Annotated in this window: 12 protein-coding genes; all 12 read right to left on the bottom strand. The window is 26.8% G+C overall.

What is annotated here, in order from left to right; translation table 11 throughout:
• Positions 1-159: 159 nt before the first annotated feature.
• The 12 genes from KGF36_RS18190 to KGF36_RS18245 all read right to left on the bottom strand — a co-directional run bounded on the left by KGF36_RS18190 (position 160) and on the right by KGF36_RS18245 (position 13144).
• A complete protein-coding gene (locus KGF36_RS18190) occupies positions 160-1152 on the bottom strand; it encodes an ABC transporter ATP-binding protein (protein ID WP_227854922.1) in 993 nt (330 codons plus the stop codon).
• 18 nt (positions 1153-1170) lie between these two features.
• The gene (locus KGF36_RS18195) at positions 1171-1317 is read right to left on the bottom strand and encodes a hypothetical protein (protein WP_227854923.1); all 147 of its coding nucleotides are present in this window, start codon (positions 1315-1317) and stop codon (positions 1171-1173) included.
• A 328-nt stretch (positions 1318-1645) separates the two neighbouring features.
• Positions 1646-2689, bottom strand: a complete 1044-nt coding sequence (locus KGF36_RS18200) for an extracellular solute-binding protein (RefSeq protein ID WP_227854924.1) — start codon at positions 2687-2689, stop codon at positions 1646-1648.
• A gap of 632 nt (positions 2690-3321) precedes the next feature.
• A complete protein-coding gene (locus tag KGF36_RS18205) occupies positions 3322-3534 on the bottom strand; it encodes a helix-turn-helix transcriptional regulator (protein ID WP_227830247.1) in 213 nt (70 codons plus the stop codon).
• Positions 3535-3951 (bottom strand): hypothetical protein, encoded by a 417-nt coding sequence (locus tag KGF36_RS18210; protein ID WP_227830248.1) that lies wholly within the window; start codon positions 3949-3951, stop codon positions 3535-3537.
• A 55-nt stretch (positions 3952-4006) separates the two neighbouring features.
• The gene (locus tag KGF36_RS18215) at positions 4007-4420 is read right to left on the bottom strand and encodes a hypothetical protein (protein WP_227830249.1); all 414 of its coding nucleotides are present in this window, start codon (positions 4418-4420) and stop codon (positions 4007-4009) included.
• A 946-nt stretch (positions 4421-5366) separates the two neighbouring features.
• A complete protein-coding gene (locus KGF36_RS18220) occupies positions 5367-6002 on the bottom strand; it encodes a type 1 glutamine amidotransferase family protein (protein ID WP_227854925.1) in 636 nt (211 codons plus the stop codon).
• Between the two features lie 76 nt (positions 6003-6078).
• Positions 6079-7041, bottom strand: a complete 963-nt coding sequence (locus tag KGF36_RS18225; RefSeq protein WP_227854926.1) for a helix-turn-helix transcriptional regulator — start codon at positions 7039-7041, stop codon at positions 6079-6081.
• Between the two features lie 453 nt (positions 7042-7494).
• Complete coding sequence (locus KGF36_RS18230) at positions 7495-8217, bottom strand: SprT family zinc-dependent metalloprotease (RefSeq protein WP_227854927.1); 723 nt, start codon at positions 8215-8217, stop codon at positions 7495-7497.
• A gap of 8 nt (positions 8218-8225) precedes the next feature.
• Positions 8226-11324, bottom strand: coding sequence for a type I restriction endonuclease subunit R (locus KGF36_RS18235; protein ID WP_227854928.1), 3099 nt, complete (start codon positions 11322-11324; stop codon positions 8226-8228).
• An 88-nt stretch (positions 11325-11412) separates the two neighbouring features.
• On the bottom strand, positions 11413-12669 hold the full coding sequence (locus KGF36_RS18240; RefSeq protein WP_227854929.1) for a restriction endonuclease subunit S: 1257 nt from the start codon (positions 12667-12669) through the stop codon (positions 11413-11415).
• A 334-nt stretch (positions 12670-13003) separates the two neighbouring features.
• The gene (locus KGF36_RS18245; RefSeq protein ID WP_021424916.1) at positions 13004-13144 is read right to left on the bottom strand and encodes a hypothetical protein; all 141 of its coding nucleotides are present in this window, start codon (positions 13142-13144) and stop codon (positions 13004-13006) included.
• Positions 13145-13166: the final 22 nt, after the last annotated feature.

Below are 13166 nucleotides of genomic sequence, written 5' to 3' on the forward strand. Positions count from 1 at the left end.
GTTTCCCTATATGCTGACTATTTTAGCTACTAACTCATGACTAAAGTCACGAGTGTGCGTAGCTATTTTTTAATCAAAATCCAAAATAATATACTGTATAAAATAATAGAAATAACATTTTTAGTTGTGAATTTACTATGGTTTATTTTTTTAATCATATTATTCACCTTGTAGCACACCTAAATATGCCCTATCCCCTACATTTAATTTATTGCTATTATTCAGTCTATTAAGTTCAGTTACTTGATATTTTTTTCCATTATTTGATACTGTATATTCTAAAATTGGCCCTAAGAAATTCTTAGATTCTACTTTTATTTTTACAAAACCTCTTTGGTTGGTATTTTGCAATAATACCATTTCTTCAGGTCTTTTATAAATATAAGGCTTTGTCTCTTTTTCAATATTAAAATTAACATAATCTTCTTTTTCAATACAATTTGAAGTACCTACAAAGTTTGCTACAAAATCATTCAATGGGCTTTTGTAAACTTCCATTGGTACACCAATTTGAAGAACTTTACCCTTATCCATTACAGCTATTCTATCAGAAATAGCTAAGGCTTCTTGTTGATCATGAGTAATAAATAAAGTAGTAATACCTATCTTTTGCTGTATCTCTCTTATTTCTTCTCTCATCTTGATTCTTAAAGCTATATCTAGATTAGACATTGGCTCATCTAATAAAAGCATAGTAGGCTCAGTCGCTAATGCTCTTGCTACTGCTACCCTTTGTTGCTGTCCACCAGATAGTTCATCAATCTTTCTCTTTCTAAAATCTTTCATTCCTGCCAATTCTAAATAATTATCACATTTTTCCACTATAATTTTTTTAGATAACTTTTTTATTTTCAATCCATAAGATACATTTTCTTCTACTGTCATATTTGGAAACAGTGCATAGTTTTGAAAAACAGTTCCCATATTTCTATTTTCTGGTTCTAGGTTAGTAATATTTTTATCACCAACATAAATACTTCCAGAAGAAGGTTTTATAAATCCACCAATTATTCTTAAAATAGTCGTTTTTCCACATCCAGAAGAACCTAATAAAGTAAAAAACTCTCCTTCCTTAATGGATATATTAACATCATGTAATACTTTTTCTTTTCCATAATAATGATTAATTTCTTTTAATTCTATATTCTTCATATCGTCTCCACAAATTATCTAATATTTATAAATCTCCAAATATACACATGATGAATCATCATAGATTTTAAATCTAGGAAACTCTATTGCTATTTCATCATCCTTTTCTAGTTCCCTAACTTTTCTATATATATAATCTATACCTTTAATCTCTGCTATTTCCATCATTTTATCTTTATCAAAAATCTTATATCTAACTAATTTTCAGTCCCATTTTCATCTCCTTGTCCACATAAATTATACTTTTACTATAATTAAAAGTTTTGCATAGTAAAAAATTCACTTCACTTGAGTAACTACGTCTACGAATCACTTCATATCGTTAACTACTTCGTCAGTTGCTTAAAAGCTATTTTATTTAATATTGGTGTGTTAGTATCATTTAGTTGTGTGAGTTATACAAAAACCATGAGATATCATAGTTCCCTTATACGTAAAATAGCGAGGAAAATCCTCACTATTTTTGTATATAATATTAAATTATTTAATTAGACTATTTTATAGTTTTGTTGTTATCTATTATATCTGTTTCCCACTTTTCAATCCAGTTAGATTGATTTTTTCCAATTACAGACCAATCTACATCCATAGCTTTATATTCTTTTGACATCCACTTTGGTGAATCTTTAAGTGCAGAATCTAATGTTGGAATACGATTAAAATCATTTGCAACCATAGCTTGAACCTTAGCACTTCCAACAAAATCTATAAACTTAGCTGCTGCATTTGGATGTGGTGCATTTTTTAGAGCCGCTACACAGTCTGTGATTACGACAGAACCACTCTCTGCATCCACAACTTCTAATGGCATATTATTTTTTTCTTTATTATCTATTATATCACTTAATACTGCAATAGATATAGCAGCTTCTCCTTTACCTATTGCGGAATACATAACACTTCCGCTATTGTAGTAGTTCTTTATATTTTTATTTAAACCCTCAAGGTACTTCCAAGCTTCATCTTCACTCTTAGTAGTTGAGTAGTAATTGATTAAGTTACTAACAGTAGAACGCATAGATGATGATAATGAATCTCTAGAAACTATTAAGTCTTTATATTCTTCTTTTGTTAAATCGCTCCAATCTTTTGGTGCTTTATCAGCTGATAATAGTTTTGTGTTATAAAACATCATTACTGGTGTTTTTATAGTTCCATACCAATATCCGTCTGAATCTTTGTAAGACTTGTCTAATTCATTATTCCAGCTTGGTTCAGTCTTTTCATATAATCCTTCTTCTTTTAATTGCATGTATGTAGATGTATCTCCACCAAACATTATATCTGCTTGTGGATTCTCTTTTTCACTTCTAACACGATCTGCTAGTTCACCTTTTAAGTTTATGAATTCAACATTAACGCCTGTTTCCTTTGTAAATTCTTCAGAAATTGCTCCTAGCATATCCTCTCCATGTGTAGTATATACTACTAATGTATCCTCTAATTCATCACTTTTTGATGTGCTATCATTGCTACAAGCTACAAGTGATAATGACGTTGCTACAGTTAATAAGACAGCTGCTATTTTTCTCTTCATATTGATTCCTCCCCAATATTCTCCATGTTCATTTTAAATGTTATTATTCTTATAGTCAACGATTCAACAATAATCTATATAATTGTATTTTTCTATAACTACTGATTTTATTATTGTTTTTTTCTATGGCTATACTTATTTTTATACATATAATTTTTATATTCACATTAATCCATTTTTCAATCTAGGTATTTTATTTCTTTAAAACATATTTTAAATATTAATATTATCATTATTTTTATGCATAAAAAATGACCTATAAATAGGTCACCTAAACTAATACTTATATGGTATATGAGATACTTTCTTAAATCACTTATTATTTTTTTATCTAGACTAGCTTCAGTAAATAATGCATGTATGTGTGGTTTCCATTTTAAGTCTTAATTAAAAGTATGAACTACTGTAAAACTATACCTCATCCTCACATCTAAACTTTAAATTTTTATCTATTATTTATTAATTAACTGTATATTCATTAATTTTTATCATTTACAATACTCTTATTATCTTAAAATAATTATAATCTAACTTTAATCATACATTATATTATATATAAATATTTTTAACAAATTTAATAATTAAATAACTATATTTCATTAACCCTCTTATAAATATTTATAGACTATTCACTAGTCTTCTTCAATAAATTCAAACAAATTTTCTACTGTGGTATCGAATACTTTAGCAATATCCATCGCTAACTTTAAAGAAGGATTATATTTTCCATTTTCTAAGTGTACAATAGTCTCACGTCTTACCCCAACTGATTTAGCAAGTTCATTTTGCGTCATAAGGAGTTTTTCTCTATATTCTTTAATTTTTGTTTTCATCAATATTGCCACTTAGTTACATATCCCCCTTTTATCAAAGTATATATACAACACTAATTTAGATAAGGACTGTATAAATAAAACTGCAATGAGGATTATACCAGTATCCAAGTTTGATATATTTATATTCCTTGTATAAGGCGTTGCAAAGAAAATAGCTATTATAACTATAGAATATATCATTATTGTTATTGCAATCTGATTAACCTTTGATAGTATAAATTTAGATGATTCATCAACTAAATCATTATATTTTTTATTATAAATTAAATAACATCCAAAGACTATTAACCAACTCAGTCCTGGAAGAGATGCAGTACTTGGACCTTTAAAAATATACTTAGTCGCTAATACAGCTATAAAAAAATAAGTCATTACAAGTAATTCTAAGATTAGCTTTGATCTTACACCAGTTTCTGATTTATACATATAAAATCACTCCTTAAAAATTATATCTTAATTTTTGTTTCATTGATATTGCCACTTAGTTACATATCCCCCTTTTATCAAAATATATATACAAAATTAATTTAGATAAAGATTGTATAAATAAAACTGCTAAGAGAATTATACCTATATCCAAATTTGATATATCCAAACCTCTTGTATGATTGGCTGAAAAGAAAACAGCTATTACAAATATAGAGTATAACATTATTTTTGATGCAATTTGATTAACCTTTAATAACATAAGTTTTGATGCCTCATCAACTAAATCATTATATTTTTTATTATACATGAAGTCACATGCCCAAAAAGCGAATAAAATTATAAAAGTAATCCAAATATCTTCCCCTTTAAAAATAAACTTTTTTAATAATAAGTCTATAAAAAAATAGGATATCATAAGTAACTCTGAAACAAGATTTGCTTTAACACCAATCTCTGATCTAGACATATAAAATCACTCCTTAAAAGTTATATATTTATAACACTTCATGTTATAAATATATAACTTTTCCAAATAAATTGCAATAGAATATTGTAAATATTTAGTAATATATTTATAAATATAGTTTATAAAAGATTTCATAATAACCATCAAATAGTTACAAATAATATTATAAAACTACTTTTTTATTCGCTTTTGTAGAACTTTCTCTCTCTAAAAATTCTTATAATATATAAAATATATTTTTTAATAAATATTACAATACAATACTAAATTATTTTATTATATCTATTCTCTCAATCATATCATTTACTAACTATTATCCTAATGAACATGTAATATTGAAATGTATAATTATACAACCTAAATGCACCCCAATATACCCTCAAAAAAACCTCTTTTTCTGTCGTTGGAGTATGGTTGGTGGATTTCATCACCAAAATAAAAAATACTAGTCAATATTGACTAGTATTTCTAAGTATTTCATTATTCATTTTTATAAATTGGTGGAGACGAATCGCAGGAATAATACCCATGATTAATTCATTTCATATACAACTCTAAGTTTTTATTAAAAATATACATCACTTTACTATTCTATGATATAACACAACAAAAGAAACTACAATCTATGAGTGCTGGTTTCATATAGTCTTAGTTCTTACAGTAAGTAAGTAGGAAGGGGGGGTACTCTCTATGGAACTAATTATAAATTTTATTATAGGAACTATCGTTTCTATTTGTATTGGTATAAGTACCAATTACATATATGATAAAATAAAAAACCACTTATCTATTGGTGGTAGAGTGGTTTAGAATTTGAATTTAAAATTAAATTCAAATTCACTAAAAAGCAATCTATACTAGAAACCACTACTCTACCCACTAGATTGCAGTTTCTTTTTATTTTATCTAAAACTACATTATACTACATTACATTTAAAAATAAACCTTAAATTTCTTTATTACAATTCATTAGTTCGAAAAAATATTTAGAGTCATGAGTTTTATAAAGGTTTAACCAAGAACTTAATGCTTCTTCTTTAAAAACATCTAAAACTTTTAAAACTTGTATCGTAAATTCCAATGGTGCGATTCCCGAAGCAGTAATTAAATTTTCATCATTAACTGCAGATTCCATTTTATAATATTTTTCTCCAGTATAACTTGGTATCACCATTTTTAGAAATTCTAAATCATTACTTGTATGATCTCTAGACTCTAGTAAACCTGTTTTAGCTAGCCCTAAAGTAGCACCACAAATAGCTGCAACTATAGCCCCTTGTCCCAAAGCCTCTTTAGCTTTTTCTAATATTATCTCATGAGCTATAGATATCCAAGTATCTCCCCCTGGCAAAATTAATAAATCATTACTTTCCATATTAAACTCATCAACTGTAATCTCAGGTAAAACTTTTAACCCACCCATTGTTATAATAGGATTTTTATCAACTCCTACTGTAATTACTTTTAGTGGTTTTAATCCTTTTTTAAAATATCTTCCTGTATTTAATTCCGCAGTTAAATATCCAACTTCCCAATCTGACATAGTATCAAATACATACATATATACTTTTCTATTTTTCATCTTTTGCTCCTTATATGGTTAATTAATATACCTAATTGTAAAATAACTTAACTGACATACTCTGTCAGTTAAGTTATTAAATTTGATAATGATTAATTAATTTGAGTAAATTTTCAACTATTTTATCCCTAAGACTTAATGGTTCAATTATTTGTATCGATTTTCTATAAGGTATAAGTATATTTGGTATATATGTATATATTACCTCTTCTTGAAGTTTAAATATTGCTTTATTTGAAGTTCTTTCTTTCAAATAATATCCTAGAAGCCAATGCTGACATAAGTTATCTAATGCATTTATACTTCCTTCTATAACTAATGGTATAAGATTATCCTCATCTTTTGTTTCATCCATAATCCCTCTTATAAAAAATTCACTTGCTGAAAATTCCTTTGGTCTATTAAAAGTATTTGATGTTTCTATAACATTACTAATTCTATCTATCCTAAAACTACGAATCTCATTTCTCATTTGACAAAATGCTACTATGTACCAATTATTATTCCAACGAACAATTCCATATGGATTTATAATCCTACATTTTGATTTTTCTTCACGAGCTGTACGGTAGTTAATTTCTACAGATAATTCATTTGCTATACTATTTTTTAACTTTTTAAGTACAGATTCTATGGATATTTTTCCAGTGGGTTTTATTACTTCAAAACCTATTAAATGTTTTGTTAAAATTTCTTCTTGTTTTTGATTTGAATACATTTTTAACTTTGATGTTGCCTTATCTAATGTGTCATCTAAGAAACATCCCTCTTCTTTAGCAAATATAGCTGCATGAAGTAGAGCAGTTTGCTCCTCTGTATCGAAAAAAAGAGGTGCTTTAATGAAATTATTCAAAAGTGTATATCCACCATTATGACCTGTATCTGAAATTATAGGTACTCCACTAGCAGATAATGCATCAATGTATCTGTAGACAGTTCTTATATTTATTTCTAGTTTTTCAGATATTTGTTTTGCAGTAACTTTTTTATCTGAGTTTAACATCCATAATATAGACATCATATTGTCAATTTTAGCCATATAGTTTTACTCCTTCATATATGTTTTATAAATTAATTATATAGGTTATTAGATTAATTTTCACAAAAAAAATATTAGCAAATTGCTAATATTTTTCGTGAATTTTAATGGTGGAGACGAGGGGAGTCTATAAGTGGTTATTTGATTGTTTTGTTGGTTTTTGTAAATATAGGTATATGGCTATTTAGTTATGATGTTAGACTGATTTTTTTGGTTATTTTTTATTGTTTATTTTTGTAGTTGGGGTATTATTGGGGTATAATTTTCTATTTAGTATTTAAATATTAGTATAAAAATAGGTTTTATAACTAATTGTTATAAAACCTATTTTTATGATACCTTCAGCTTTAACTCTTATTATTGTATAGTATTTTAGAATATTTAAAATTTCTTTATAATTTGTCAAATAAATTTTGAGCTTTTATTATTTTATCAGCCATATTTTTACTCCTTTTATAATATCATTGCAATTTCTTCATCTAATATTTTTTTTCTTTCTTCCCAGTCAGGCATAAATATATAAAGAAAGTCATAAAATTCTTTATTATGTTCATTGTGAATCATATGAATTAACTCATGTAAGATAACATATTTTATGCAGTACTTTGGGGCTTTGATTAAATCTCGGTTTAATATTATTGTATTTTTACTAGCAATACATGATCCCCATCTTGTTTTCATTTTTCTTATATTAACTTTTATATGAGGAACATCATATTTACTTAACTGTGGGTAAATTTCATTATACAAATCATTAAATATAGTTTTACATTTATAATCGTACCAATTATTTAATAACTCTTCTTTTCTCTTGTAATTACCCTTATCTTTCACATTTAAATAAATATATCCTCTAAAATATTTTACAACTTCTTCTTCACTTTCTACTACTTTAAGTCTGTACTGTTTTCCTAAATATTTTAAAGTCTCTCCACTAACTAATTCTTTCTTATGTTCTTTTTCTGGTTCATGATTTTTGTAATATTTTAAATTTTTTTCAATCCAGTCAGCTTTCTTAGAAACAAACTCTTTTATATATTCTAGTGGAACTTCTTGATTAGCAGATACAACTACATCCCCACTAATTTTAATATTTAAGTTAATATTTTTAATATGTTTTCTCTCAAGCTTAAATTTAATTATACTTTCACCATGGATTATCTCATATGTGTTCATTTTGTCTCCTAATATCTCTTTAACGCTATATTTTTTACTTTTTCTATTATTTTATCTATATCATCAAAAGTAAGTTCTATTCCTGTTTTGTCCGTATAATCAAATATAATATCATCTATTTCTTGAGCTATCTGATTGTGTACATCAGTATTATTATGCCAATCAACTTTACACTTTTCCCTAATTACATTATCAATTTGTAAAGCTAACTTTGCCAAATCGTCCATTTCACAATATTCACTATCGCTATCACAGACCACTTCACTTACTACACCATAGAAAGCCTGTGCATTCTCATTATACTTAATAGGGTCTGGATACTCTGTTTCATCTTTCTTTTCTCTATATTTATTCTTTAGATCTTCCATTTTATTTAGATAATCAACTTCAGATATTCTTTTATTTTTATAATCTTCTAATACTTTTTCTATTCTCTCTGAGAACTTTTTATAGTAAGTAGGATTTTCATCCCATTTTTCACTTATACTTTTTCCTAGTCTTGTTCTAATTGTATCTGCTTTTGATCTAGGATTTTTGGTATTCTTTACTTCTTCTTCAAAAGCTTTTTCATCAAGTATATCTACTGGATTAGTTATATACATCATACCTTCAGCTGCAATGTAATTATCTATTAATTTTTGCATTCTAGCTTCATATTCTTTATTGTCTATACTATCTGAATATCTTCTTTTTACAGACTGTCTTAATTTCTGACAGAACTTGAAATATGATTTATGTTTTTCTATCTCTTCTTTTCCTAATTCATTATAAATTTTCTCAGATTCTAGAGTTATTGATAAATTCCTTCCATAGTTGCTTACTAACTCATAAAAATCTGTTCTTAATTTATTATCAGCTAGGTAAACTTCATATTCTTCTTCATCATCTTTATTTTTTACACTATCAAAGAAACTAATAAGTTCACTGTAATATTGCCTTAAAGAACCTATTATTACACTTACATTACAAATAGCACCTTTTAGATCTTTCCCTTCAAAGTTCTCAAGCCCAGATCCACTATATTGGCTCATAGCTTCATCCAGCTTTTTTATTAACCCTCTATAATCCACAATATAACCATAGTCTTTACCTTCATATAGACGATTAACTCTTGCAATAGCTTGAAGTAATGTATGTTCCTTCATTTCTTTATCTATATATAAAACAGTTGCTCTTGGTGCATCAAATCCTGTAAGAAGTTTTTCTACTACTATTAATAAATCTATTTCACCATGAATGAAGTTATCTTTTATCGTATCTTCATATGATGTAGAATTACTGTATTTCTTCATCATTTCATTCCAAAATTCAATAATCATATCCTTAGATACTTTATCTACTTCTTCATTGCCTTCCCTCATATCAGGAGGTGAAATTACAACTGCCACATTCATATCATTCAGCTCTTCAAAAGCTCTTAAATATTTTATAGCTTCTGATTTACTACTAGTTGCTAATATAGCTGTAAATGGTGAGTTACTACTTTTATAGTTATTCACAAAATGTTCATTTATATCAAAAGATATTAGCCTTATTCTTTGTTCACTAGATGCTACTCTCTCAAAACGACTCCATTTTTTCATTACTTCTTCTTTTTGAGCTTTATTAAGATTTCTCGTAATTATATCAAGTTGTAAATCAATAGCTCTCCTATTAACGCTTTGTTCTACCATTCTTCCCTCATATAAAAGCGGTAGTATTGCTTTGTCTTCTACTCCATTAGCTATAGTATATTTGTGTATTAGTTTACTCCCAAACTTTTTAACCGTACTTTTTTGCTTTTTCATTAGAGGGGTACCTGTAAATCCTATATAACATGCATTAGGAAATACATTTTTCATCTTTGTATTTAATTCTTTATACTGACTTCTATGAGACTCGTCTACTAACACAAATATATCTCTATTCTCCAACTTTGTTTCTTTATTTGCTGCTGTATCAAATTTATGAACTAAAGTAGTTATGATATCAGCCTCATCATCATTAATTAGCTTTATTAAATGATTACCAGTTGATGCCTTTGTTGCTTTTAATCTTGTATGGTTGAATGTCCTATTGATCTGTGTATCTAAATCAACTCTATCAGTAACCACTATAACTTTAGGGTTTAAAGTTGCAAGTTTAGATAAAATATATTTTGCCACCATTACCATTGTTAAAGATTTTCCAGAACCTTGAGTATGCCATACAACCCCAGATTGTCTATTTCCATTCTCATCATTTTCTTCTATAGTCTTCATTATTTCTTTTATTGCAAAGTATTGTTGGTATCTGCATATTTTCTTTACATCTTTATCAAATAATATAAAGTATTTGATAAATTCAATAACTCTTGATGGATGAAACAACGAGATTATGTTTTTGTCTTGATTAGTAGGTATTCTGTCATTTACTACTTTATCTAATTCATCCTCTAACCATTTATTATTTTCTTCTTTCCATACACTCCAAAACTTCTTAGGAGTACTGCATGTAGCATACTTAGTTTCATTCTTATTAGTCGCCATTGCAATCTGTATAAATTTAAATAACTGAGGAATATAGTCTTTTGATTGATTTCTAATCATTTGACTTATACCTTGTTCTATAGATAATGAGCTTTTTTTACATTCTATAACACCAAAAGGAATCCCATTTATAAATAATACTAAGTCAGGTCTAGCTGTATTTTTTCCATCTTCACTTTCAACTGAAAATTCTTCTACAATATAAAAGTCATTGTTACTAATATCTTCCCAATCTATAAACTTAATTGTAAAACTTCTTTTAGTCCCATCTTCTAAAATTTCAGTATAACTTCTTCCTAGGATTAAAGTGTTAAATATTTTTTCATTTGTTTTAACTAGCCCATCAGTTAATAATTCATCTAAATCATTCATTGCTGCTCTTATATTTTTTTCATTAAATTCACATTCTTTGCCCTTATATATGTAAGAATTCAATTCTTCTAATTTAGATTTTACTATTGATTTTAGTAATACATTATATAGATTTCCTCTCATACTTTCAGCTTCTTGTGTCCCTATATATGTGTATCCTAAGTTTTCCAATACTTCTATAGCAGGTTTTTGGCTTATATTTATTTCATCTAATTTTTTATTATCCATATAATCTCCCCCTATATTCTGTATTAAGAAACAGTTAACTTATAATATTAACTGTTTCTTTTTAGTCTTTAATTTATTTTATAGTTACTTATACTCTTACTATACCTGTTAAAAGTAACTGCATAATACCTTTCTTTTGATATTTTAGTAATTCTACTTCTTTTTCTAATAGATCTATTTCTCTAGAACTTATACCTAATATCTCACCTATTTTTTTCTGTTCATCTATATTCGGCAGTCTAACGTTTGTAGATAGTAAACCTTTTAAATCAAGATTTCTCCTTACAATACTAGCTCCTTGTTCAGAATTTAGACTGTATAAATTCATCATATATGAACTTTTTATAAAATATTTCATAAAGCTAATATCTACTAATTCTTCATTTAAATAAAATACCTTACATGCTGGTGATACTATCCCTATATCATATTTATTAAGTATGTCTATACTTCCCATCCATAGATTCATTGTACTAAAAACTAAATTATTTTTTCTTACAACTTTATATCCTATATTATCCTTACTTGCAATTTGTCTATTAAAATACTCACTTTGAAGATATATTCCTTCTTTTGTAACTGATAATATATTATGTTGGTTATTTTCTATACTTTTTTCTTTAGATTCTTCAATTAATTTATCTAATTTAATTCTATTCCACTTATCATTGAATCCTTTTAATCTAACTTTTCCAGTTAAAAGTCTTTCCATTAAACCTTTTTTATTCTTTTGTTTTTCTTTTATAAGCATTTCTTTTAATTCTATTAACTTGTCCCACGTATCTAAAATTTCTGATATTTTTTCTTGCTCATTTATAGTTGGTATAGTAAAAACATACGTAGATAAATCTTCCCTATTAATCTTAGGCATTCCTGTTCTCATTGATGACCTAACTGTAAACTTATAGAATTTATTATCCAATAGTATGTATTTTAAATATTTAGCTTTAAGATTATGTAATGTTTTAAGTGGATAAATATCTGCACTACATATACCTTCGAAATTAGCATATAATACTTTCCCTAATTCCGGCCTTATTTTTCCATAAAGTACTGTATCTTTATCAAAATAATATTTACTACTAGTTAAATCCTCTTCATTAGCTAAATTAGTATATAATAACCTCCCTGTTAATTTTTCAATATTGGCTAGTCCTATATGTATCATTTTACAATACGGATTAATATTAGGATTCACTTGTCCTTTTGTAATTTCAATACATTCATCAAACTTTTTTATTTGCCATTCTCTAGGTATTATTTTACTTTTTTCAGTTTTTTTATACCCTTCTGGAATTTTTCCTTTATTTATGAGATTAATCTTATTAACTATTTCACTCTTCATTACATTCACCTCCTATTTTAACTTCTTTTGTTCTTCCTTCTCGATTGTCCTTACGCTTCTCTCGGGTGTTGGCAAATTCTCAGGCATTGTTCCACCAAGCTCTTTTATAGTATTTCTGACTTTAGTACCAACCTCATAGTGAGTTCTATTAGCATTATCTTTTCTTTTGATATTATCTCTTCTTAGTTTTTCTTCTTTGTGTCGACCTGAATAGATTTGCAGCTAGTTCTGTCTTGCCCATGTGATCTAATATATTTCGGCTCTTCTTTAAGCCTTTTTTAGAGTGTATATCCTTAGCTTTCAATTCACTATAAAGACCCATATATCCATGATTTTAAAAAATAATATATTCAATATTAATTTTTACGTCTGCATCTTTTGCTGAATTCACTAATTTTTTATTAAGATCTTTAAGCTCATTTTTAATAGCTAACCTTTTTATATCTTCCGTTAATTGTCCAAAGTTTTCATCCAATTCTTGCTCTCTAGTTTTCTGT

Origin of the sequence: Clostridioides sp. ZZV14-6009 (genome assembly GCF_020658095.1) — a bacterium.
Taxonomy (GTDB): Bacteria; Bacillota; Clostridia; order Peptostreptococcales; family Peptostreptococcaceae; genus Clostridioides.

Bases quoted from the DNA above. Each gene is read 5' to 3' on its own strand.
- KGF36_RS18220 (WP_227854925.1), bottom strand. From the start codon at position 6,002: ATGAAAAATAGAAAAGTATATATGTATGTATTTGATACTATGTCAGAT.
- KGF36_RS18225 (WP_227854926.1), bottom strand. From the start codon at position 7,041: ATGGCTAAAATTGACAATATGATGTCTATATTATGGATGTTAAACTCA.
- KGF36_RS18200 (WP_227854924.1), bottom strand. From the start codon at position 2,689: ATGAAGAGAAAAATAGCAGCTGTCTTATTAACTGTAGCAACGTCATTA.
- KGF36_RS18195 (WP_227854923.1), bottom strand. From the start codon at position 1,317: ATGGAAATAGCAGAGATTAAAGGTATAGATTATATATATAGAAAAGTT.
- KGF36_RS18210 (WP_227830248.1), bottom strand. From the start codon at position 3,951: ATGTATAAATCAGAAACTGGTGTAAGATCAAAGCTAATCTTAGAATTA.
- KGF36_RS18190 (WP_227854922.1), bottom strand. From the start codon at position 1,152: ATGAAGAATATAGAATTAAAAGAAATTAATCATTATTATGGAAAAGAA.
- KGF36_RS18240 (WP_227854929.1), bottom strand. From the start codon at position 12,669: ATGAAGAGTGAAATAGTTAATAAGATTAATCTCATAAATAAAGGAAAA.
- KGF36_RS18230 (WP_227854927.1), bottom strand. From the start codon at position 8,217: ATGAACACATATGAGATAATCCATGGTGAAAGTATAATTAAATTTAAG.
- KGF36_RS18235 (WP_227854928.1), bottom strand. From the start codon at position 11,324: ATGGATAATAAAAAATTAGATGAAATAAATATAAGCCAAAAACCTGCT.
- KGF36_RS18215 (WP_227830249.1), bottom strand. From the start codon at position 4,420: ATGTCTAGATCAGAGATTGGTGTTAAAGCAAATCTTGTTTCAGAGTTA.